Origin of the sequence: Halolamina pelagica, from assembly GCF_001307315.1 — an archaeon.
GTDB lineage: Archaea > Halobacteriota > Halobacteria > Halobacteriales > Haloferacaceae > Halolamina > Halolamina pelagica_B.
The window spans coordinates 280,061-300,078 of the sequence record NZ_LGUC01000001.1; the positions used below are offsets into that span (position 1 = coordinate 280,061).

Consider the following 20,018-nt stretch of genomic DNA (forward strand, 5'->3'; position numbering starts at 1 on the left):
CTTTTGGTGGAGGGCCCACCACCGACGACCGACGTGGACCACATCTCCGCGCTGCGCAACGTCGAGGAGGCGCTGCGAGCGTTCGAGGACGGCGACGCCGATCTCGCGACCACCCAGCGGCGCGTGCAGTCGGTGCTCCAGAGCTACGCCACCGAGTTCGAAGCCGAGGAGCGCCGCCCGTACCGCGCCCACGGCGATGACCCGGCGGATGGCGTCGTCGTCGTCGCCCCCGACCCCGAAACGGCGAAATCACGGGTTCGATCGCTCATCGACGCGGATAACGCGACGTTCGAGGTCGAGCCGCTCTGAGCGTTCTCAGAGTTGAAAAGTCGAAAAGACTTTGATAGTACCAGTTGATACTCCTATAGAGAGGCACGGCCGTGACAGTAACGCAGACAGCAGAGACGCTCCCGGATCGCCTGGCAGGTGCGAACAGCACGCTGCTTCTCAACTCCTCGTTCGCCGGCGAGGAGAACTGTACAGAACTACTCCACCCCGAGGCAGCCGCCGACACGAACGTGCTCTGGGTGTCCTTCACCAAATCCCCGGATCAGCAGCTCCGCCGCTGGCGTGAACACGCCGACGGCCAGCCCGCCGAGATGGGGATCGTGAGCGTGGAGGACTCGACCCGCTCGGTTGCCGCCGACACCGGCGCCGGCGCCACCGGCGGGCCGTCGCTCCCGGAGACCAACGCTCCCATCGAGACGGTGACCAGCCCGAACGACCTCACCGGGCTGGGGATCCGCATCACCGAGTTCCTCACCGAGTGGGCCGAGAACGAGAACCAAACCGTCGTCTGCTTCGACTCCCTGACCGCGCTGCTGCAGTACGTCGAACTCGAGACGGCCTACGAGTTCCTTCACATTCTCACCGGCCGGCTGGCGACGGTCGACGCCTTCGCCCACTTCCACATGGACCCGGAGGCCCACGACGACCAGACGATCGAGATCCTGACGGGGCTGATGGACGCCGTCGTCGAAGTCGACGAGGCGGGCATCCAGAACGTCCGGACACGCAACCTTTAATTTATTCTGTCGTAAGCAGCAAGTAAATGCTGCTGGTCGTGACGTACTCCCGTGGCGCACGGACGAGTCTCCGGAACGTCTGTCGGAGCCACGACGCAGCCACAGTCCGGCAGTTCGGGCGGGCGGCGCTGCTGGCCGACACCGAGTTCGGCGCCTTCCTCGCGCTTCGACTGCGGGAGAAACACGGCGGCGACGTACAGATCCAACGGACGCAGCCGCTGAACGAGTACGAGTCGGTCCCGGAGCCGGTCCGCGAGGCAGCGGCGGCCTACGAGGCGCGTGAACAGCCGAGCACGCCGTACACGAAGTTCGCGGCTGGCACCGACCACCCGGACCCGGCGGCGATGCAGGACCGGGAGCTCTGATGCGGGTGGTCGTCAGCGACGGCGGCGACCGCCGGCTCCTCGGCGCGGGCCAGGCGGTCGACCTCCGGCCGGCGGATATCGACGGCGAGGCGGTCAAAGCGGCGATACGCGGAGCGCACGCCACAGTAACGGTCGACTGTCCGTCGCCGTCGCGGTGGTGGGATCGCCTCGGTTCACCGAGGGACGGCACGGACCCGCTGGATCGGGTCGTCGCCGCCGCACGGTCCCGCGGCCACCGGCCGGCAGTCGAGCGCGAACTGGCCGCTGCCGAGCGAGCGCTCCGTGCGCTCTCGGTCGACGCAGTCGACACCGACGCGACCCGGCGCCGCCTCGCCGACGCCGGAACCGAGGTCGAACGCCTCCGCGAGGAAGTGGCGACGGCACGCGGCCGACTCCAGAGCCGCCGGGAGATGGACGCGGACACGGCCGACGCCGAGGCCGCGCTCGCAGACGCCACTCGCCGGCTGTCGGAGGCCGAAACCGAGCAGATCGCCGCCGAACAGGCACACGACGCCGCACAGCGCCGTGCTCGCGAGGCCCGAGAAGCCCGCGAGCGGCGCCTCCGCCTGCAGGATCGTGTCGCCAACCGGCGTCGGGAAACTCGCCGTGCGCTGGCCACCCGCGTGCAGGAAACGTTCGACACCGCCGTCGACGCCGTCCCGGGCGAAGCGAGGCTCTCGACGGAGCCGCTGGAGATCGTCGGCTGCGAGCTGACGGCCGCGCTGGCGGCCGTCCGGGTCGCGGATCTCGACGCGCCGGTCGTCGATGCCACGGACCGGTTCGACGACGCGGCGGCCGCCGTGAACAGCCTCGGGGTACCGGTCGTCCGGGTCTGAGCGCACCGGACGTTTTCAGGGATCGCGAGCCAGTCCCGCCGATGGAGCTCGACTGGAGTCAGGAGGCGGCCGGCCCGGTGACGCTGGTCCACGCCCGCCTCCGGAACGAGCGTGCGACCGATCGCCGTGTCAGCCTTCGTAACTGTCTCGACGGCCCCGTCCTGCCACCGCGTCGTCACGGGGTTCCGGAGGCCGGCTGGGACCGCGAGGGACCGACGACTGTCGTCCCCGCGGGCGAGCGTGTCGCGGTAGGCTACGCCTGTCCCGCACCCCCTGCCGACCCGCCGGTCGCCGTCGACGAGGTCAGTGCCGCGGAAGCATCCACGACCGACGACACGGCCGCGACGGCGATCCGTGAACTCGGCGACCATCGACCGCCTCGGGCGGTGCTGGATCGGAGGAGCACCGAATCAGCGGTCGACGCCGCCAGCACCGAACCCGTGAGCGAACGGGCAGACCGCGAGCCACAAGACAGTGAACCGCCAGCCGACGAACGGTCGACTCCCCGACGGGTGGATGAACCGCCAGCGAGCGACTCCCGCTACGACGGGCTCGCGGACCGACTCGATCGATCGCGAACCCGGATCCGGACCGCGGAGGCGCTGACTGCCGCCGGCGTCGTGGAGGCGACGGCGCTGCTCGAGGTCAACGGCGGGCTCCAGGGCGCCGAGTCACTCGCGGCCGATCTCGACGCCGACGCGCGAGAGCTACGTACGCTGGCCCGGACCGCGAGCGCACTCGCCGACCGAGCAGCGGCCGCGGCGCCGCCGATCGAGTCGCTCCGGAGGCTGTCGTGATCGTCGCGGTCGCCAGCGGGAAAGGCGGCGTCGGCAAGTCGACGGTGGCGTACAACCTCGCGGCCGCGCTGTCGGCGGTCGTCGTCGACGGCGACCTCGGGATGGCGAACCTCCCGGTCGATCGCGGGCCGACGCTGCACGACGTGTTGGCGGGGCGGGCGGCGGCCTGCGAGGCAGTACAGCCCGGCCCCGTGACTGTGCTTCCCTGTGGCCGCTCGCTCGCGGGGGCCCGAGCCGCCGACGTGTCGCAGCTCTCGGACGCGCTCGCGGCGGTCGAGCGCGAGCACGGGACGGTCGTGATCGACTGTCCCGCGGGGCTGCGTGCGGACGTGGGCGTCCCGCTTTCGGTTGCCGACGCCGCCGTGCTCGTCGCCGCGCCGGAGCCGTTCGCGCTCGCGGACGCGCTGCGGACCCGGGAGCTCGCCCGTGAGCTCGACGCCCCGCTCGCCGCCGTCGCGCTCAACCGCGTCGTCGACGACCCACCGACGCCGACAGTGCGCTCGACGCTCGGCGCGCCCGTCGAGGCGGTCCCCGCCGACCCACGCCTCGGCCGATCGATCGAAGCCGAGGCGCCGATCGTCGACGTCGCGCCGCGGAGCGAGCCGGCGGCCGCGGTCGCGTCGCTGGGCGGGCAGGTCGAGCAGGAGTGAGAAGCGAGCCGTCGCGCAGTCAGTCCCGCAGCGCCTGATACGTCGTCCGGACCGTCACTGCGGTCACATCAGCCACGTCGGCCGCTTCGGCCTGCGTGACTGCGTCGCCCTCTCGGCGGGCCGCGAGATAGAGTGCGCCCGCGGCGACGCCACTGGGGTTGCGCCCGTTCGCGTGCCCCGAGTCGACCGCTTGCTCCGCGAGCGCGCGGGCCCGGCGACGTACCGCCTGCCCGAGGTCGAGTTCGCTCGCGTAGCGCGCGACGAACTCCGTGGGGCCAGCGGCGGAGACCGGGAGCCCGAGTTCACGGTTCAGCGCGTCGTAGGCAACGCGGTGCTCGTCGGCGGTCGCTTTCGCGGCATCGAGGATCTCGTCGGTCGTCCGCGAGATGCCAGCGACCCGGCAGGCAGCGTACACCGCCGCGCTCGCGAACCCCTCGATCGAGCGCCCGCGCAGCAGGTCCGCTTCCTGTGCGGACTCGAACAGTGAACAGGACTGGTCGCGGATCCGGTCCGGCAGCGAGAGCGCCCCCATCAGTCGCCGGATCTCGGTGAAGCCGTACACCTGGTTGCGCTCGCGCTTGGAGCGGATCTGCGTCCGGCGGTGCTGACGGCGCAGGCGCGACCACTTCCGGTTCTTCCCCCGCCCGGATCGCCCGATCTCGGTCGACAGCCCGCGATCGTGCCGTGAGCGCGTCAGCGGCGCCCCACACCGAGCCGGGTTGGTGTCGTCGTCCTCGAAGCTGCGCCACTCGGGGCCGCGATCCAGCCGATCCGTCGAGACGACCAGCCCGCAGCTCGCACAGACCGTCTCGTCGCCGTCTGCGGTCAGTCGCCCGTCGCACTCGGGACAGCCGGTAGCACGCGTCGTGCTCATACTCGAAACTCGCTCCCGATCGAATACATAAACCCGGGCGCTGATCGGGGGTTCGACCCCGATCCCGTCGATCGAACGTACCGGTTATCGGTAGGTTCTTCGACAGCGATTTAGTTCTGATAGTTCAACCGAGAAAACTCTTAAACTATCGCGCGAAGAACGATCGCGTATGACGCTCGACGAGATCGCCGCCGGGATCGAGGTAACCGCCGAGCAGGAGGCCCGCGGCGTCGCGGCCGTCGACGAGACGGGGGCCGACCTCGTCGACCGACTCCGGGAGCACGCCGAGGCGCTTCCCTGTACTCCGGAGGCGGCGGCGACGGTCGTCGAGACGCATGCCGCGGGCACTAGCGTGGCCGAGAGCGCACGCGAGGCGGGGGTCGCTCCAGTGACGGCGGCGAAGGCACTGCACCGTTGTGGCGTCTCGGGGGTGACGCCGCTGTCGCCGATGGCTCGGGAGATCGTGCGGGACTGGCAGGCGGGGGTGCTCTCGCGGGCCGAGGCGATCGAACTCACCGGCGTCAGTGCGGCGGAGTTCGCGCTGGGGAGCTACATCGAGAGCCACGAGCCCGACCCCGGCCTCTCGGCGGCCGTCGCCGGCGTGGGGAGTCCGGCGGCCGAAGAGGACCCACTCGCCGACGCCGTGGGCGACGTCGACGAGTTGTTCTGAGTCAGCGCTCGCGCAGCGACGCGACCCGGTCCACCAGCCCGCCATCGGCCAGCTGCAGCCCCAGTTCCCGGTCGTACACGGCGTCGACGGCGGTCATGATCGCCTCGACGCCTCGTGCCGATTCGAGAGCGCCAGGGGCGGCCGCCGAGAACTGCGGAACCACCGCGTCGGCGTCGGCATCGGGGAACTCCCCGGCGCCGTCGCGGTCGACAGCGAGAACGGCGTCGGCGCTCGTTCCCACGTCCTGCAGTCGGCCCCGCAGCGTCTGGGCGGCGTCGACGCCGCGCTGGCTCGCAGGCGTGACGACGGCGGCTCGGTCCGCAGCCGTTACGGCCGCGACGGCGGGGTTCGAGCCCAACGGCGGCGTGTCGATCAGCACGGCATCGAACCTGTTCGCTGCCTCCTCGATTCGGCGGGCCAGTTCCTGTGCGGCCTCGGCGGTCTTCGCCCGGGCGAGGCGCTCGAACGGCGCACGGGCCGGGAGACAGGCGATCCGGCCGCTGTCGGGGAGCGTCTCGGTGTCGAGTGCGGCCCGTTCAGGCGCCGGGGTGTACTCGACCAACCCCTCGGCGAGCGGGCTGTCGGCTTCGTCGGTCACCAGCGCAGTCGCATCGAGGCTGAGCCGCCCGGAGAGTCGTCTCGCAAGCCCCTGAGTGTCGTAGGCGGCGTCGAACACCGCCACGTCGTCGCCGGCCGCGGCGAGCGCGCTCGCGAGTTCGAGACAGGTCCGGGTCGTCCCGGCGCCGCCGGTCGCGCCGACCAGCGCCGCAGTCGTTGCTGCCATACCGTTCGTTTCCTGCGTTCCGACTGAAAAACTCTGGGTCGTAACGGCGAATCGAACTATGCGTCGCGGATGGCGTCCGCGATCTCGTCGAGTTCCGCATCGGAGGGCTGCTCGCTGTCGGGGTTGATCGCGTGGAACGGCCCGCCGCCGTCCCCCTCGAACCGCGGGACGAGATGGACGTGGGTGTGGGGACCTCCTGGCCGGCGGCCTCGCCGTCGTTGATGCCGATCGAGACGGCGTCGGCGTCGACGGCGGCCTCGACGCTGTCGGTGAGGTCGTGAACCGCGGCGAAGAGGTCGGCGGCCTCGTCGTTCGGGATCTCGTCGAGTCGCCCGTAGTGCTCCCGGGGGACGACGAGGGTGTGTCCCGGGGCCAGCGGGTTCGCGTCGAGGAAGGCGACCGCGTGATCGGTTTCGGCCACGATCCGACCGGGGATGTCGCCGGCGACGATGCGACAGAAGATGCAGTCTTCGGCCATATCCGGCCGTTCGGGTCGTCGCCGTATGAAGATGGTGGGCCGTCACCCCTCGACGATCGCGTCGAGCACGTCCCGGAGCTCCTCGAAGTACGCCCCCGATCGTACCCCAGTCGCGAGAGCCAGATGTCCCGATAGGCTGGATGGAGTATCGGCACCAGCGTCAGCCCCAGCGAGTCGAGCCGGACCGGTTCGAGCACGCTGTCGACGAACCCCTCGACCGTCCGGTCCTCGAACGCCAGCATCGACGCCGTGGCGTGCTTCCCGGTCGCGACGACGGCGTCCGGCTCGACCCGTTCGAGCTCCGTGCGCAGGTGGTCCCGGCAGTGCTCTCGTTCCACGGCCGTCGGTTCCCGGTTCGTCGACGGCTCCTCGGGGTCGGCGGGGAAACACTTCACCGCGTTCGTGAAGAACGAATCCGGGTAGCCCACGGTGGCCATCGTCTCACGGATCCGCCGACCGGAGTGCTGCGCGGTGTAAGCGAGCCCCGTCCAGTTGCCACCGCGCCACCGGTCAGCGTCCGGGACGCCGGCACCGGGCGCTTCGCCGACGACCACGACGGCCGCGTCCGTGGGGCCGTTCCCCACGCGATCCGGTTACGGCAGGCGGCCAGATCGGGGCAGCGCTCGCAGTCCGGTTCGAGCACGAGCGCCGAGGCAGAATCCGGAAACGCCGGGTCCCCATTCGCGGTCTCGTCAGCGACCATCCTCAGACCAGATCCGCGAGCAGCGGCGCCACCGAGACGGCCGACACGTCGCGCTCGACCGTGTCGGTACCCCAGATGCCCGCCAGCCCGGCGCGTTCGAGTTTGGTCCGGGCGTCGGCGACCAGAAGCGGGTGGACACAGACAACGAACACCCGACCAACGTCCCGGTCGTGGAGCGCGTCGATCGCCTCGCTCATCGTCGACCCCGTGGCGACCATGTCGTCGACGAGCACCACGTCCCGGTCGGCCACGTCGGCGTTCCCGGGGAGATCTCGACCGCGCCGGTGTCGTAATCCCGGTCCTTCTCGAAGTAGTCGACGGCACCGTCACCGTAGGCGTCGCGGGCCTGTTCGGCGATGTCGATCGCGCCTTCGTCGGGCGAGACGAACACGGGGTCGTCGAGCGCCTCGGGCAGCGGCTCGGCCAGCTGCGCGGCGCCCTCGACGAGTTCGCAGGGCACGTCGAAGAACTCGGCCACGTCGGGCTCGTGCGGGGAGACGAGGAGCACGCGGTCGGTGCCGGTCGAGATCGCCCGAGCGACCGCACGGGCCGAGATCGGGTGGCCCGGCTTGAACGCCTTGTCCTGCCGTCCGTAGCCCATGTACGGGACCACGGTCGTCACCTTGTTGGCGCCTGCTTCGCGGGCAGCGTCCTGGAGCTGGAGCAGTTCGAGGTGGGCGTCGCTGGTCGTCGTCGAGGCGACGACGACCGCGTGCGCATCCGTCAGCGCGTCGGCGTCGGGCTCGGCGAGCGCCGCACAGAGTTCGCCGTCCGGAAAGCGCTCGTAGCGTACGCTCGCGAGGTCGTGATCGGTCGCCGCTGCCAGCCGGGCCGAGAGCGACTGGGAGTGCGAACCCGGGAGTATCATGCCGGTGGCTCGCGCCCGCGCCGGTAAACACGTTTCCGTTGGCCGCGGCGCTTGGCCGCCGACGCTACGCCACGTCGGGGGTCGGCCCCGTCGCGATCGACTGCACCCCTGTCACGCCGATCGCTCGTGAGCGCCAGCGGTCGCCGCCGGTCGCCAGCAGCGACCCCGACTCGGTAGCGGCGACGGCGCCGCTGTCGGTGTAATCGACGTCGACGATCACGGCCTCGGTCGGGAGGTCGAGGGGCGCCCACTCCCCGCCTCCGGAATCCCGCGCGAAAACGGCCCCCGCGGCAGCGACGGCGTGGGCGCGCTCGCCGTCGGTCGCGACGGTCTCGTGGGCGCCTTCGCGGGCGAGCATCCAGCCGTTGCCGAGTTCGTACAGGCCGTCGGTCGTCGCCGCGAGCGGCGCGCCGCGGGCCGCAACGTCCCGGGCGTCGTCGAGGCCGGCGTCGTCCAGCCCTGACGCCGTGATGCGGTGGATGCCGTCGGCAGCGGCGACGAGCCCGCCGTCGACGGCGCGGGCGTCCGCGACCGAGCCGAGCCCCGCCCAGTCGGCCGCGGTGGCCGGCGACGCCGGATCGAACCCGCCGTCGGGAATCGGGAGCCGGGCGACCTCCCCGGAGGGCTCGATGGCGACGACGGCGCGCTCGGCGCCGTCGACGATCGAGACGGCCGTCGCCGGGCCGAACTCGGTCTGTTGGAGCCGGTCCGGATCGGCGTCGGGGGCGACGAGCACCGACTCGTCGGTCGCGAGCGCGAGCGTCCCGTCGGGGCCGACCGCCACGTCCGTCGCCAGGCAGCGTCGGGCCAGCGAGAACTCCCCGACCGTGTCGTCGGAGAGCCGGGCGACCACGAGCCCCTGCTCGGCGGCGACGAACACCGGCGTCGGCGGCGTCACCTCGTCGTACACGCGCTTCTCGTCGATGGTGGGCATAGCCGAGAGTCGGGCCGCGGTCGGCAAAAGCGGTCCCCTCTCGGTCTGCACCACCGTGGGGCGGGCGCCGTTGGCGGATCACGCCGGAATCAGTGTGTTCCCGGGTGAGTCAGCCCCCGGGACCGGCCATGAAAAAAGGGAGTCGCTACACGGCTGTCGCCGAGAGGCGCAAACTGCCCGAGATCGCGTCTTCGGTCACCCCGTCAAGCGCGTTGACGATGAACGACACGCCGATCGACTCGCCGGTGGCTAACTGCGCTGTCAGTTGCCCGGTTATCGGGCTCGTCGCGAGGCCCTCCCGTGTCCCGTTTCCGTCCTGGGAGGACTGCAGTTCGAACGCGTACTCGGTGCCGCCCTCGATGTCGTCGTTCAGTTCAAACTCGACCGTGATGGTGAGCTCGTTCGCAGTCTGGTTCACGATGGCGAACGCGGATTCGAGGGAGTTCTGTCCGTCACTCAAGTCGGAGGGATCGTCGGCCGTGACCACGGAGAACGTTCCGTCCGTGATCCCGCCCACGTCGTCGTCGGTGACGAACGCGCCGAACTGATACACCGAGCCGACGTTCACACCGGGGTCGTCGTCACCGATCGATATCGATAGTTCGCCGCCGGTGTCCGACCGTACACCCGAGACCGCTTCGTTCGCGACCAGTCCGACCAGCCCGTCACTGTCGTCGACGACATCGATCTCCGTCTGCCGGGAGACCTCCGCAGCGCTGAAGGCGCCGGTTCCGGAAGCCAGCGCTCCCGCACCGACGAGCCCTCCCAGCCCGACCACGACGTCACGTCGATTCATGGTAACGTTCTCGTGTAAGCGGCGCTGTTAGTCGTCGGCGTTCGTGAAGTCGTCGTGACTCCCCGCACGAACGGTGAGATCGCCGCCCAGATCGGTATCCGTGGCGGCATCGCCGACCTCGACGAGGATCGTCACGTAGAACTCCTCGCCCGAACCGATGGACGCGGAGTACTGCTGATCGTCGTCGAAGATAATACTGGCAGCCTTCTCGTTGTTGTTCGTGTAGTCACCGACGGCGAGCCCCTCCTCCTGTTCGGAACTACCACTGCCGCCGGGGTAGTACGCGACGAGGAACAGTCGCGTGCCGTCGGGGAACGGCTCGTCGTTGGCGTCGTAAGCGACTTCGATGTCTTTCGCGCTGTTCGTCTGGTTCATCACCTTGAACGCGTACTCGTCCATGATCGACGTCGTCGTGTCGATCGCGACGTCGCCGACCGAGGGGGCCGTCGTCGGATCACCCGGGACCTGGAAGATGTTGCTGCTGTCGAGGCCGCCGAGCCCGCCGACCTGATACGTGGAGTTCGGGTTGATGCCGTCACCGCCACCGTCCGAACTGAAATCGATCATCAGCTCGTTCTCGCCACCGCCGCCGTTGTTGGTGACGAACTCGGTCTCGCCGGCGGCGAGCCCGATGAGGCTGTTCATGTCGTTCTCGACGTCGATGTTCGCTTCGCGTCCACGGAGCTCTGCGGCGGTAAACGCTCCCGTGCCCGTCGCAGCCGCAGCGCCCGAAGCCAATGCACCCAGTCCGATTACGAATTTGCGTCGTTCCATAGGGTATCTCACCTGTGTTCGCGCACCCCCGGAACCCGGACATCCGGGCCGAGAGCGCTCGGATAACCCATAGAGAGAGTGACACTTGGTTATGAGATTCTCGATGCGTCGGCGGGCTGTGCTCGATGGATCGTCCAGTCTCGCTCGATCTCCATCAGGCACGCCTCGTGGATGTCCACGAGCCGACGCTGCCGCGAGGTCCGAAACCCAAGTCGCCTTCGACGAAGGTTCCGGACCGGTGACGTGCGAATCCGGAGACGAAACCGGCGTGTAAAACCATTCAGAGGCCGGTTAATCACTTCCTAGGGGGAAACGAGCAGCGCCATCTCCTCTCACCATACGGAGAGTAACAGATTAACTATCTAATGTATTTATGGTACTACTTCACACAGTTGCGGTCGAAATCCGCCGGCACCGACTGTGGCGTGTCAGTGGCCGGCTGGAGGGGGTTCGAACGAATGGGATCAATCAACACGACCGCAAACGGGTTCCGCTCGAGGGGACAAAGCTGTCCGAAGACGACGTCTTCGAAACGCTCGCGAACCGTCGCCGGCGCTTCGTCATCCACGCGCTCAAGCACGCCGAAGAGCCAATCGGGATCACTGAGCTGTCTACCGACGTTACGGCGTGGGAGTTCGGTATCGACCGCGAGGAGGTCACGTACGACGACCGACGCAACGTGTACAGCACGCTCAAGCGAACGCATCTCCCGAAACTGGAGGAGAAGGGGATCGTCACGGTCGACGAAGAGGCCCATCTGGTCGAGCCAACGCCAGCCCTGAGAGATCTCGATATCTACGTCGAAGTGCTCAGTAGTCGAGAGATCCCGTGGAGTCTCTACTACGTCGGGCTCGCGGGCGTCGCCGTCGCGCTCTTGCTCGCCATCAGCACGGGGACGCCCGGGTTCGCCGCGCTCGATCCGGTCGGTGGCGGGGTGTTCGTCTCGACCGCCTTCGGGGTCTCCGCCGTCGCGCACTACTTCGTCGGTCGACGGACACGCCTCGGCAGCACGGAGAAACCGCCAGAACTGCGCAAACGGCAGTGAAGACGGCGGCCCGAACACCGCAGTTCGGCCGCCGACGGGCTAGCGCGAACGCAGCCGGTCGACGAGCGACGCCAGCGTCTCGAGGTCGTACTGCCCGGGTGCGGTAGCGTCTTCGGCGTGAACGGGCGCGTAGCCGATCTTCGAGCCGTACACAGGCGCGACCGCGCGGGTGTGCCGGCCGGCCGCGCCCATCGCCATCGTCGCCACGCGCTCGCCCGCGGCGTCGACGGTGTGGGTCGCCGACAGCAGCGCCAGCGCGTCCGCCCGGTCCGCGGCGGTGACCGCGAGCTTCCCCACGTCGCCCGCCGATGCGGCCGCCGACAGCAGCGAGACCATCGCGCGCTCGGAGGGCGTGCCGGCGAAGTCGTGGACCGAAACCACCACGTCGACGCCGTGGCGCTCGGCCGTCTCGGCGACGCCGACCGCGCGGTCGGAGCGCCGGAGCGCAGCGAGTTCGATGTCGACCGCTTCGACGGCTTCGTAGTCCAGCGCGGCCGCGAGCGTGTTGAGTCGCGCCGTCTCGGCCGCGGCGTCGCCCCCGTCGGCCTCCCCACCTTCCCACGCGGGGCGGTTGGTCACCAGCAGCGGGAGCTCCCCGTCGTAGCCCGCCAGCTGCTCGGCGGGGGCGGTCGCGAGATCCATCCGGAACTCCACGAGGTCGGCGACGCCGCGGGCGGCGCGCTCGTCGGCGAGGTCGGCGGTCGCGGCGACGAGGGTGAACGAGTCGAACACGGGTGGAGGTCGGCCCGCGGGAACAAACCGGTTCGGGCTGGGCCGCGGGGTATTTCCCGGCTCGCCGCCCACCACCGGTAGATGCGACTCGTCTCGCTGGCCCCCAGTGCGACCGCGACGCTGTCGGCGATGGGCGCCGTCGGCGACCTGGTCGGTGCCACGGTCCACTGCGACCTCGCCGGCGTCGACACCGAGCCGGAGCGCGTCGGCGGCTGGCTCAACGCCGATGTCGACGCCGTCGCCGCGCTCGATCCAGCGCTCGTCCTCACCAGCGACGCGCTCCAGCGCGAGACCCGCGACGAACTCCGCGAGCGCGGGCTGGCGGTCCACCACAGCGAACCCGGCACGCTCGAGGAGGCAATCGACGGGTTCGCCGAACTCGGTCGCGCGGTCGGGCACGCCGAGGCGGGCGCGGAACTGGCCGCGGACGCCCGCGAGCGCCTGCGGGCCGTGCGCGCCGCCGTCGCCGACGAGCCGCGACCGACCGTCTACTGCGAGGAGTGGGCCGATCCGCCGATGGCTGCCGGGAACTGGGTACCCGAGGCCGTCGCCGCCGCCGGCGGGGCGTACCCGTTCGCGGCGCCGGGGGAGCGCTCCGGCGAAGTGCGCCGCGAAGAAGTCGTCGCCGCAGACCCCGAGTACGTGATCCTCCACCCCTGCGGGAAAGGCGACCGCGCGGACCCCGAGGCGTTCCGAAATCGGGGGTGGGCACTCGACGCCGAGATCCACGTCGTCGACGACTCGCTGCTGAATCAGCCCAGCCCGAACCTGATCGCCGGCGTCGAGCGACTGGCAGCCGTTCTCCACGGCGTCGACCCCGCCGCCTGATCCGCAACCGACACGGTCCCCGGCCCCGAGCGCGACCATGCGAATCGCCGTCGGCAGCGGGAACCCGGTGAAGCGACGCGCGGTCGAACAGGCCGTCGAGGCGACGGTCGACGCCGAGATCGAGGCGGTCCCGGTCGGCTCCGGCGTCTCCGAGCAGCCGATCGGCCGCGAGGAGACGGTCACGGGAGCGAAAAACCGGGCGGCGAACGCGCTCGCGGCCGGCGAGTACGACCTCGGGGTGGGACCCGAGGGCGGCGTCGCCGAGGTGCCGGGCGTCGACGGCCTGTTCCTGATCATGTGGGTCGCCGTCACCGACGGCGAGCAGGTCGGGCTGGGCTCGGGGCCGTCGTTCCGGCTCCCCGACAGCATCGGCGACCGCGTCGCCGCCGGCGACGAACTGGGGCCGGTGATGGACGACGTGCTCGACGAGGACGGTGTCGCGAGAAAGCAGGGCGCCGCGGGCGCGCTGTCAGCCGGGGTGGTCGACCGGGACGACGCGCTCGCTGCCGGCGTGGCGGCGGCGATGGGGCCGTTCGTGACCGAGCACTACTGAACGTCGACCGTTTGCTGCGCTTTCTTCGGTCGCTGGCAAAAGCTCGGCCACGCCTTCGGCGAGTGAGCGAAGTCGTCCTGATCCCGGCGGTTACGCCGGCTCCTCGGCCTCCTCCATCTCCTCGGCCTCCTCCACCGCGGTCGTGAGCGAGACGTTCAGCGCGAGCATCGAGACCACGCCGCCGACGATCGTCACGGCGTTCTTCAGGAAGTGGTCGACGATGGCGGCCCCGAGCGCGACCGCGCCCGTCACCGGCGTCAACCCGGCGACGAGCAGGGTGAACGCCGCCTCGTACAGGCCGACGCCGCCGGGGGTCAGCGGGATCACCTTCGCGAGGTTCCCCACCGAGACGGCGAAGAAACAGATGGTCACCAGCGTCGCGAGTTCGAGCGGCGGGGCGAACGCCGCCAGCACCAGCGCCGCGGTCACCACGTCGAGCGTCCAGATCACGAGACTCGAGGCGCCGACGAGCATGAACGCCCGCGGGTTCCCGCCGACCTGCTGGACGTCGCCGACGAACCGCTCCAGCACGCCGGCGACGAAGTCGGCGTAGGAGTCGGAGGAGAACCGCGTCACCAGCGCCCGGACGCGGTTGGTGTCCGAGCGCGCCGAGAGCACGATCCCCGCGACGGCGGCGATGGCGACGACGGCGACGCCGACCGCGACGATGACGGCGATCCGGCCGCTCTCGGAGGCGCCCGTGAGCGACTGTGCGACCCGCGCGAGGTCGCCCGTCGCCGCGTAGCTCAGCAACACGACGCCGGCGAGCACCGTGATCGTGAGCAGGTCGAACACCCGTTCGGCGGCCAGCGACGCGAACCCCGAGGGGTACGGGATCCCGCGCCGGGCTTTCACCACGTACGCCCGGACCGCGTCACCCGCACGCGCCGGGAACACGAGGTTGCCCGTCTGGGAGATGAACACTGCACCCGTGAGGAAGCCGATCCGTTCGTCGAACCCCAACTCCGCGAGGATGTCGCGGTAGCGCATCCCGCGAAGCGGCCACGAGAGCGCGTAGACGACGGTCGCGGCGCCGACCAGCATCGGATCGGCGTCCTGGATGTGGTCGATGACCGCCGCGAAGTCCAGGTACTGCGTCGAGAGTAGCAGCGCGATCAGCACCAGCAGCGCGCTCGCCGCCAGCGTCATCCGACGGGTGACCCGCGGCTGGACCGAGAGCTGCCACCAGGTCCGGATGATCTGACTCCCCATTCCGAACACGTCTCGGACGAGGTCGACTTTCGAGTCGCCTTTCGGCTCCCAGTCGACCGGGAACTCCCTGACTTGGAAGCCCGCGCGCTGGGCGCGGACGAGCAGTTCCGTGTCCCAGAACCAGTGGCGGTCCTCCACGTCGTCGTGGATGGCCTCGAACGCCTCCCTGGAGATCGACTTGAAGCCACACTGGTGGTCACGCAGTCCAGTCCGAAGGAACAGCCGGACGGCGCCGTTGTACCCCTTCGAGGGGATCCCCCGCTTGGCGGGGCGGTCGGCGACGTTCTCCGGCATCCAGCGCGAGCCAGTCGCCACGTCGGCGTCGCCGTTTCGCACCGTGTCCACCAGCGTCTCCAGATGCTTCATGTCCGTCGCGAGGTCGGTGTCGAAGTACACCAGCGTCTCGCCGTGGGCGGCGTCGAACGCTCGCTCCAGCGCGCCGCCACGGCCCAGCCGCTCGTCGCTGTGGAAGTGCCGGACGGCGGCGACCTCGGCCGCGAGTCGGTCGGCGATCGCCGGCGTCTCGTCGTCGCAGCCGTCCTCGGCGACGATCACCTCGAACGTGCCGGGTTTCAGGAACGCACCCAGCGTGTCGAGCGTGGTTCGCACCGTGTTTTCGATAGTGTCGGCCTCGTTGTACGCCGGCAGAACGACACTGACCTCGACGGCGTTGGGGTCGAGCGTCACGTCCGCCCCCGCCGCTCGCTCGGCGTCGCTCCCGTCGGCGGGGTTGTTCATGGTCGATGTTGACTCCGGGGCGTGTAAGTAGCTTCTGAAGGGGGGCGACAGCCCGGTCGGCGCTGGCGAGAGCCGCGTTAGCCGACCGTACCTGTCAGTGGTGATAAACCCATCCTACCGGCCTCTATCGGAGAGAAAATCGCACGACTGCGGCCGGATTAATCCGTCGTACCAAACGCCTGAAAGGGGTACGGAACCACCGTCGATGTATGAGTCATGCAGGCGTAGCGGCGACGGTCGACCTCTCGGACAAACAGGCGCGCATCCTGAACCACCTGCGGGAGGCCGCCGGCGACAAGATGTACTTCAAGTCGCGGCTGATGGCCGAAGAGCTCGACATGACGGCCAAGGAGGTCGGCGCGAACATGCGGGCGCTACTGTCCGCCGACCACGGCCTCGACATCGAGAAGTGGGGCTACTCGTCGGGCACGACGTGGAAAGTCACCCCGGCCGAGTAGCTCAGAGCCGCCGCGCACAGCCGCTGCAGTACTGGTAGGCCGGATCGTTCTCCGTTCCGCAGTTGTCACAGCGAATCGTGCCCTCCGTCGCGGCCGCCTCGCGTGCGGCGGCGGGGCCGCTCTCGGCGAGCCGGCGACGGTACGCCGCGCCGTCGTCGTCCTCGCCGCCCCAGATATCCGAGCCCATGTGATCCGGCGCTTCGTCGATCTCCATCCGGGACATCACGAACAGCAGCAGCGGGACCTGTATCGCGATCGGGATTACCAACAACAGCCAGAGCAGGGCTGTGTCGGGCATACGTACGCGTAACGACTGTACGACCTTAGCGATTGGGAACTGTCCACATGAAGAGAGGACCGCTCAGGGGTCGTGGCTGATCAGATCCGCGGCGTCGGCCGCCAGCGCGTCGGCGGCGGCGTCGAAGGAGTCGGCGTAGCGGACGAGCAGCGTCAGCAGCGTCTCGGGCTCCTCCAGCGCGTAGCCGTCCTCGCGGGAGAGCAGGCCCGCCGACTCCAGTGCGGCGGCGTGGCTGCTGACCGTCGCCCGGGAGACCCCGAGGTGCTCCGCGAGATCGGCGCCCGTGGCGTCGGGGTTCCGGAGCAGCGCGATCACCATGCCGCGGGGCGTCGATCGCCGGAGGTAGCCGAGCGCGGTGCGCTCGAAGGCGGAGAACCGATCGGCCGGGAAGAAGCGGCGGTAGTCGCCGTCGCGCCAGGAGACGATCGTCCCCTCCGAGAGCAGGCGGTCGACGTGGTGCTGGGTCTCGCCGGTCCCGAGTTGGAGGTCGTCCCGGAGCTTCGAGAAGTGTGCCCCGGGCGTCGCCGCGACGTAGCCGACGATGGCGTCGCGGGTGTCGCTCCCGCCGGTCGCGTCGCTGTCGCCACCCAGCGCGGCGAACGGCGCCGCGGCGCCGGCCGCCGCGAACCGTTTGAGCGTCGCCCGTTTCTCCTCGTCGACGCCGCGTGTCACGCATTGGCTTGCGCGGCACGCGGACAAAGGGGTTTCGACAGCCAGCCCGGCGTGAAACTACTCGAACCCTACCTGGTCGCACGCGGCCGATAGCCGGTACCCACAACGGCTTTCCGCGACGACGGCCTCCGTGCAGACGATGAGCGAGGACCGAACCACGGAGTCGGCCGACGACGAGTGGGCCATCAGCCTCGATGATCTCGAGGAGGGGGAGTCCGAACGCCCCCAACTCGCGCCGATCGAACCTGGCGACCCGACCGTCGAGGGGATCGCCTTCGTCGTCCTCGGCGTCGCGCTGGCGCTCGTAGTGCTGCTCGGCGGCCTCTAACGACCGGGAGCCGCAGCCCCCGTCACGTCTAAACCGGCCCGGCCCGACCTCCGGCCATGGAAAGCTACCGGACGCTTCTCGTCGACGCGTTCACCAGTGAGCCGCTGGCCGGCAACGCCGCCGGCGTGGTGCCCGACGCCGCCGGACTGGCCGAGGAGCAGATGCAGGCGATCGCCCGCGAGCTGTCGGTCTCGGAGACTGCCTTCCTCCTCCCGTCCGACGAGGCCGACCGGAAAGTGCGCTACTTCTCCCCGACACAGGCGGTCGATCTCTGTGGCCACGCCACGATCGCGGCCCACGGCGCGCTGTTCGAGGACGGCGTCATCGACGCCGGGAGCCACACGCTGGAGACCCCAGTCGGCGTGCTCGACATCCAGGTGACCGACACGGGCGCGGTGTGGATGACCCAAAACGCCCCGCAGATCTTCGAAGTCGAGCTGGACTACGCCGACGCCGCCGACGCGCTGGGGATCGACGAGGCCGCGTTCGCGGACGTGGGGGCGGATCTGCCGCCCGCGTACGCCTCGACCGGGCTGCCGTTCCTGATCCTCCCGGTGAACTTCCTCGAACACCTCTCGGGGATGGACCCCGACATGGAGGCCGTCGAGGCGCTCGCCGACGCCCACGACTGCGCCGGCGTGTACGTGTTCACGTTCGACGCCGTCGGCCGGAGCCAGGACTCGACGCTGCACGGCCGCGCGTTCGTCCCCGGACTCGGCGTCGACGAGGATCCCGTGACCGGCACCGCCTCGGGCGCCTGCGGCGCGTATCTCGATCACTTCGCGGCGTTCGACGACGAGTTCCCCGAGCGGATGACGTTCGAACAGGGCCACTTCCTCGATCGGCCGGGCTACGTCGGCGTGCGCGTCGACGGCCAGACGGTGCAAGTGGGTGGCGACGCGGTCGTGTCGCTGGACGGGTCGCTCACGGTTCCGGAGTACGAGGACGACGAGATCATCGAGGCTTGATCAGTCGCGGCTTGCGACCACTCGCGACCGCCGTGTCGCGAGCGCGGAGCCCATGCCGCGGCTGGGCCTGATCGACGACGGCGACCTCCATGCCTCGGCCCTGGAGCGCCATGCCGTTCGTGTCTGATCGACGGCGGTCTCAGGGCAGTTCCTTCCACTCGCGCCCGCATTCGGGGCATTTCCGGACGTTGTACACCTCGTCCGGCGAGTTCTCGGTGGCCAGCGTCTGCTCGCACTCCGCACAGTTGAGTCGCTCGTACGTGTCCTTGTAGAGTTCGTCGTTGCGCAGGCCTTTCCGGGTGCTCTTCATGGCCCCGGCTTCGAGGCCGAACGTAAAAAGACCCCGCACAGATTCGGAACCCTTGACTCCGCCCACTGGCAACCGGCGGGCGTGTCTCGCTCTCGTCTCTTCAGTGCGCTCTGTGGCTATGCGTTCCTCGTGAACTTCTCGCGGGTGGTGATGGCGCCGCTGGTGAGCGTGTTCATCGCCACCTTCGGCGTCGGTGAGGCGACCGCCGGGCTCGCCGCGTCGGCGGCCTGGATCGGCAGCGCGCTCCCGCGGATCCCGACTGGCTACCTGCTGACGAAAGTCTCCCGGCTGACGGTCGTGCTCGTCGCGGGGGTCGTGCTCGCCGTCGGCGCCGCCTCGGCCGCCGTCGCGGGCACCGTCACGCTGGTGGTGCTGGGCGCCGGGCTGGCCGGGGTGGCCTCCGGCCTCTACTTCGTCACCGGCAACACGCTGGTCAGCGAGCTGTTCCCCGCCCGCGTCGGGCGGATGATCGGCATCCACGGCACCGCCAACCAGGTCGCCGCCGCCGTCGCCGCGCCGGTGGTCACCCTCGCCGTCGGCGCGACCGTCGACTGGACGCCGGTGCTGGTCGCGCTGAACCTCCCCGCCGACCAGCCCTGGCGGCTGGTGTTCGTCGCGCTCTCGATCGCCGGGCTCGCGACGACCGTCGTGACGTTCGTCGTCTCCCGCGGCGTCGACCTGCCCGACGCCGGCGCCGAGGACCGCGACTTCGTCGGAGCAGCCACTGCGGAGTGGCGAACGATCCTCTTCGGGATCGCCGTGATGGGGATGCTCGGCTTCGCGTGGCAAGGAGTGTTCAACTTCTACCAGCTGTTCATGGAGTCCCGCGGCGTCGCCCCCGGGATCGCCCGGAACGCGCTCACGCTCGTGTTCGTCGCCGGGATCCCGGCGTTCGCGGTGAGCGGCTGGCTGGCGGACCGGCTCCCGCGAGCGCCGTACCTGCTCGGGCTCGCGGCGACGTTCGTCGTGCTGGTGTTCGCGCTCACGTTCGCATCGGGGACGGCGGCGCTGCTCGCAGTGTCAGTCGCCCTGGGCTATACGGTCCACAGCATCTACCCCGCGATCGACACGTTCCTGCTGGGCTCGTTCCCCGACGATAACCGCGCCAGCGCCTACGCGGTGTACAGCGGCGTCATGATGCTCGCCCAGGCGCCGGGATCGTGGTTCGTCGGGGCGCTGGCGGAGGCGGGCGTCCCCTACGTGACGACGTTCCGCGGGCTGGCGGCCGCCGTGGGCGTCGTCATCGCCGCGCTGTTCGTGTTTCAGCGAGCCGGCCGGCTGCCGAGCTGATCGCCCGCGCCGGCCCACAGGCTGCAGCATCC

At 70.0% G+C, this 20,018-nt stretch carries 24 protein-coding genes and 3 pseudogenes; 14 read left to right on the plus strand and 13 right to left on the minus strand.

The window, feature by feature from the left end; genetic code table 11:
* Window positions 1-33: 33 nt before the first annotated feature.
* The 6 genes from SY89_RS01515 to SY89_RS01540 all read left to right on the plus strand — a co-directional run bounded on the left by SY89_RS01515 (window position 34) and on the right by SY89_RS01540 (window position 3,673).
* On the plus strand, window positions 34-309 hold the full coding sequence (locus SY89_RS01515; RefSeq protein WP_054582877.1) for a DUF7854 family protein: 276 nt from the start codon (window positions 34-36) through the stop codon (window positions 307-309).
* Between the two features lie 71 nt (window positions 310-380).
* Window positions 381-1,025: a DUF7504 family protein gene (locus tag SY89_RS01520; RefSeq protein WP_204374405.1), complete on the plus strand. Its 645-nt coding sequence runs from the start codon at window positions 381-383 to the stop codon at window positions 1,023-1,025.
* A gap of 26 nt (window positions 1,026-1,051) precedes the next feature.
* Complete coding sequence (locus SY89_RS01525; RefSeq protein WP_054582878.1) at window positions 1,052-1,390, plus strand: DUF7855 family protein; 339 nt, start codon at window positions 1,052-1,054, stop codon at window positions 1,388-1,390.
* A complete protein-coding gene (locus tag SY89_RS01530) occupies window positions 1,390-2,226 on the plus strand; it encodes a DUF7856 family protein (protein WP_054582879.1) in 837 nt (278 codons plus the stop codon). Before SY89_RS01525 ends, SY89_RS01530 begins: the two co-directional genes overlap by 1 nt.
* 41 nt (window positions 2,227-2,267) lie before the next feature.
* Window positions 2,268-3,023, plus strand: a complete 756-nt coding sequence (locus tag SY89_RS01535) for a DUF7857 domain-containing protein (RefSeq protein ID WP_054582880.1) — start codon at window positions 2,268-2,270, stop codon at window positions 3,021-3,023.
* On the plus strand, window positions 3,020-3,673 hold the full coding sequence (locus SY89_RS01540; RefSeq protein ID WP_054582881.1) for a P-loop NTPase: 654 nt from the start codon (window positions 3,020-3,022) through the stop codon (window positions 3,671-3,673). The genes SY89_RS01535 and SY89_RS01540 overlap by 4 nt, the downstream gene beginning before the upstream one ends.
* 19 nt (window positions 3,674-3,692) lie before the next feature.
* Here SY89_RS01540 and SY89_RS01545 read toward each other — a convergent pair whose 3' ends face one another.
* On the minus strand, window positions 3,693-4,547 hold the full coding sequence (locus tag SY89_RS01545) for a transcription initiation factor IIB (RefSeq protein WP_054582882.1): 855 nt from the start codon (window positions 4,545-4,547) through the stop codon (window positions 3,693-3,695).
* A 169-nt stretch (window positions 4,548-4,716) separates the two neighbouring features.
* On the opposite strand from SY89_RS01545, the gene SY89_RS01550 reads away from it, so the two are divergent.
* On the plus strand, window positions 4,717-5,217 hold the full coding sequence (locus tag SY89_RS01550; protein ID WP_054582883.1) for a DUF7858 family protein: 501 nt from the start codon (window positions 4,717-4,719) through the stop codon (window positions 5,215-5,217).
* Window position 5,218: 1 nt separating this feature from the next.
* Here the strand turns inward: SY89_RS01550 and SY89_RS01555 are convergent, their stop codons facing one another.
* The 7 genes and pseudogenes from SY89_RS01555 to SY89_RS18005 form a co-directional block, all read right to left on the minus strand.
* Window positions 5,219-6,001, minus strand: coding sequence for an AAA family ATPase (locus tag SY89_RS01555; RefSeq protein WP_054582884.1), 783 nt, complete (start codon window positions 5,999-6,001; stop codon window positions 5,219-5,221).
* 56 nt (window positions 6,002-6,057) lie between these two features.
* Window positions 6,058-6,479, minus strand: a pseudogene (locus tag SY89_RS15600) (HIT family protein).
* Window positions 6,480-6,577: 98 nt separating this feature from the next.
* Window positions 6,578-7,182: pseudogene (locus SY89_RS15605) on the minus strand (uracil-DNA glycosylase); the annotation flags it as partial.
* A gap of 2 nt (window positions 7,183-7,184) precedes the next feature.
* Window positions 7,185-8,050, minus strand: a pseudogene (gene prs, locus SY89_RS01565) (ribose-phosphate diphosphokinase).
* A gap of 64 nt (window positions 8,051-8,114) precedes the next feature.
* Complete coding sequence (locus SY89_RS01570; RefSeq protein ID WP_054582886.1) at window positions 8,115-8,984, minus strand: HVO_0234 family beta-propeller protein; 870 nt, start codon at window positions 8,982-8,984, stop codon at window positions 8,115-8,117.
* Between the two features lie 145 nt (window positions 8,985-9,129).
* Window positions 9,130-9,780 carry a hypothetical protein gene (locus SY89_RS01575; protein WP_054582887.1) on the minus strand — a complete coding sequence of 217 codons (651 nt, stop codon included), beginning with the start codon at window positions 9,778-9,780 and terminating at the stop codon, window positions 9,130-9,132.
* Between the two features lie 27 nt (window positions 9,781-9,807).
* The gene (locus SY89_RS18005) at window positions 9,808-10,425 is read right to left on the minus strand and encodes a hypothetical protein (RefSeq protein ID WP_239685486.1); all 618 of its coding nucleotides are present in this window, start codon (window positions 10,423-10,425) and stop codon (window positions 9,808-9,810) included.
* A gap of 502 nt (window positions 10,426-10,927) precedes the next feature.
* On the opposite strand from SY89_RS18005, the gene SY89_RS01585 reads away from it, so the two are divergent.
* Window positions 10,928-11,599: a DUF7344 domain-containing protein gene (locus tag SY89_RS01585; RefSeq protein WP_239685487.1), complete on the plus strand. Its 672-nt coding sequence runs from the start codon at window positions 10,928-10,930 to the stop codon at window positions 11,597-11,599.
* Between the two features lie 39 nt (window positions 11,600-11,638).
* On the opposite strand, the gene SY89_RS01590 is transcribed toward SY89_RS01585, so the two are convergent.
* Entirely contained in the window at window positions 11,639-12,331 is a 693-nt protein-coding gene (locus SY89_RS01590; protein ID WP_054582888.1) for a type I 3-dehydroquinate dehydratase, read from the minus strand.
* 81 nt (window positions 12,332-12,412) lie between these two features.
* Between SY89_RS01590 and SY89_RS01595 the strand changes: the two genes are divergently transcribed.
* Both SY89_RS01595 and yjjX read left to right on the plus strand, forming a co-directional pair.
* Window positions 12,413-13,159, plus strand: a complete 747-nt coding sequence (locus SY89_RS01595; protein ID WP_054582889.1) for a cobalamin-binding protein — start codon at window positions 12,413-12,415, stop codon at window positions 13,157-13,159.
* 37 nt (window positions 13,160-13,196) lie between these two features.
* On the plus strand, window positions 13,197-13,712 hold the full coding sequence (gene yjjX, locus SY89_RS01600) for an inosine/xanthosine triphosphatase (RefSeq protein ID WP_054582890.1): 516 nt from the start codon (window positions 13,197-13,199) through the stop codon (window positions 13,710-13,712).
* A 90-nt stretch (window positions 13,713-13,802) separates the two neighbouring features.
* Here the strand turns inward: yjjX and SY89_RS01605 are convergent, their stop codons facing one another.
* Window positions 13,803-15,662 (minus strand): flippase-like domain-containing protein, encoded by a 1,860-nt coding sequence (locus SY89_RS01605; protein WP_080506562.1) that lies wholly within the window; start codon window positions 15,660-15,662, stop codon window positions 13,803-13,805.
* A 209-nt stretch (window positions 15,663-15,871) separates the two neighbouring features.
* On the opposite strand from SY89_RS01605, the gene SY89_RS01610 reads away from it, so the two are divergent.
* Complete coding sequence (locus tag SY89_RS01610) at window positions 15,872-16,120, plus strand: DUF7123 family protein (RefSeq protein ID WP_054582891.1); 249 nt, start codon at window positions 15,872-15,874, stop codon at window positions 16,118-16,120.
* Between the two features lies 1 nt (window position 16,121).
* Here the strand turns inward: SY89_RS01610 and SY89_RS01615 are convergent, their stop codons facing one another.
* Window positions 16,122-16,418 (minus strand): DUF7577 domain-containing protein, encoded by a 297-nt coding sequence (locus SY89_RS01615; RefSeq protein ID WP_054582892.1) that lies wholly within the window; start codon window positions 16,416-16,418, stop codon window positions 16,122-16,124.
* A gap of 63 nt (window positions 16,419-16,481) precedes the next feature.
* The gene (locus SY89_RS01620) at window positions 16,482-17,090 is read right to left on the minus strand and encodes a winged helix-turn-helix transcriptional regulator (RefSeq protein ID WP_054582893.1); all 609 of its coding nucleotides are present in this window, start codon (window positions 17,088-17,090) and stop codon (window positions 16,482-16,484) included.
* A 139-nt stretch (window positions 17,091-17,229) separates the two neighbouring features.
* Between SY89_RS01620 and SY89_RS01625 the strand changes: the two genes are divergently transcribed.
* Window positions 17,230-17,418, plus strand: a complete 189-nt coding sequence (locus SY89_RS01625) for a DUF7312 domain-containing protein (protein WP_054582894.1) — start codon at window positions 17,230-17,232, stop codon at window positions 17,416-17,418.
* 56 nt (window positions 17,419-17,474) lie between these two features.
* Complete coding sequence (locus tag SY89_RS01630) at window positions 17,475-18,386, plus strand: PhzF family phenazine biosynthesis protein (protein WP_054582895.1); 912 nt, start codon at window positions 17,475-17,477, stop codon at window positions 18,384-18,386.
* 139 nt (window positions 18,387-18,525) lie between these two features.
* Here the strand turns inward: SY89_RS01630 and SY89_RS16980 are convergent, their stop codons facing one another.
* Window positions 18,526-18,696, minus strand: coding sequence for an HVO_0758 family zinc finger protein (locus SY89_RS16980; protein ID WP_189319087.1), 171 nt, complete (start codon window positions 18,694-18,696; stop codon window positions 18,526-18,528).
* A gap of 81 nt (window positions 18,697-18,777) precedes the next feature.
* Between SY89_RS16980 and SY89_RS01635 the strand changes: the two genes are divergently transcribed.
* Window positions 18,778-19,986 (plus strand): MFS transporter, encoded by a 1,209-nt coding sequence (locus SY89_RS01635; RefSeq protein WP_080506563.1) that lies wholly within the window; start codon window positions 18,778-18,780, stop codon window positions 19,984-19,986.
* The last annotated feature ends 32 nt before the right edge of the window (window positions 19,987-20,018 follow it).

What these genes read in the sequence shown, in the direction of transcription:
- SY89_RS01525 (WP_054582878.1), top strand. Translation starts at nt 1,052, where the DNA reads ATGCTGCTGGTCGTGACGTACTCCCGTGGCGCACGGACGAGTCTCCGG.
- SY89_RS01530 (WP_054582879.1), top strand. Translation starts at nt 1,390, where the DNA reads ATGCGGGTGGTCGTCAGCGACGGCGGCGACCGCCGGCTCCTCGGCGCG.
- SY89_RS01535 (WP_054582880.1), top strand. Translation starts at nt 2,268, where the DNA reads ATGGAGCTCGACTGGAGTCAGGAGGCGGCCGGCCCGGTGACGCTGGTC.
- SY89_RS01545 (WP_054582882.1), bottom strand. Translation starts at nt 4,547, where the DNA reads ATGAGCACGACGCGTGCTACCGGCTGTCCCGAGTGCGACGGGCGACTG.
- SY89_RS01550 (WP_054582883.1), top strand. Translation starts at nt 4,717, where the DNA reads ATGACGCTCGACGAGATCGCCGCCGGGATCGAGGTAACCGCCGAGCAG.
- SY89_RS01555 (WP_054582884.1), bottom strand. Translation starts at nt 6,001, where the DNA reads ATGGCAGCAACGACTGCGGCGCTGGTCGGCGCGACCGGCGGCGCCGGG.
- SY89_RS01570 (WP_054582886.1), bottom strand. Translation starts at nt 8,984, where the DNA reads ATGCCCACCATCGACGAGAAGCGCGTGTACGACGAGGTGACGCCGCCG.
- SY89_RS01575 (WP_054582887.1), bottom strand. Translation starts at nt 9,780, where the DNA reads ATGAATCGACGTGACGTCGTGGTCGGGCTGGGAGGGCTCGTCGGTGCG.
- SY89_RS18005 (WP_239685486.1), bottom strand. Translation starts at nt 10,425, where the DNA reads ATGAACAGCCTCATCGGGCTCGCCGCCGGCGAGACCGAGTTCGTCACC.
- SY89_RS01585 (WP_239685487.1), top strand. Translation starts at nt 10,928, where the DNA reads ATGGTACTACTTCACACAGTTGCGGTCGAAATCCGCCGGCACCGACTG.
- SY89_RS01595 (WP_054582889.1), top strand. Translation starts at nt 12,413, where the DNA reads ATGCGACTCGTCTCGCTGGCCCCCAGTGCGACCGCGACGCTGTCGGCG.
- yjjX (WP_054582890.1), top strand. Translation starts at nt 13,197, where the DNA reads ATGCGAATCGCCGTCGGCAGCGGGAACCCGGTGAAGCGACGCGCGGTC.
- SY89_RS01605 (WP_080506562.1), bottom strand. Translation starts at nt 15,662, where the DNA reads ATGAACAACCCCGCCGACGGGAGCGACGCCGAGCGAGCGGCGGGGGCG.
- SY89_RS01610 (WP_054582891.1), top strand. Translation starts at nt 15,872, where the DNA reads ATGAGTCATGCAGGCGTAGCGGCGACGGTCGACCTCTCGGACAAACAG.
- SY89_RS01615 (WP_054582892.1), bottom strand. Translation starts at nt 16,418, where the DNA reads ATGCCCGACACAGCCCTGCTCTGGCTGTTGTTGGTAATCCCGATCGCG.
- SY89_RS01625 (WP_054582894.1), top strand. Translation starts at nt 17,230, where the DNA reads ATGAGCGAGGACCGAACCACGGAGTCGGCCGACGACGAGTGGGCCATC.
- SY89_RS01630 (WP_054582895.1), top strand. Translation starts at nt 17,475, where the DNA reads ATGGAAAGCTACCGGACGCTTCTCGTCGACGCGTTCACCAGTGAGCCG.
- SY89_RS16980 (WP_189319087.1), bottom strand. Translation starts at nt 18,696, where the DNA reads ATGAAGAGCACCCGGAAAGGCCTGCGCAACGACGAACTCTACAAGGAC.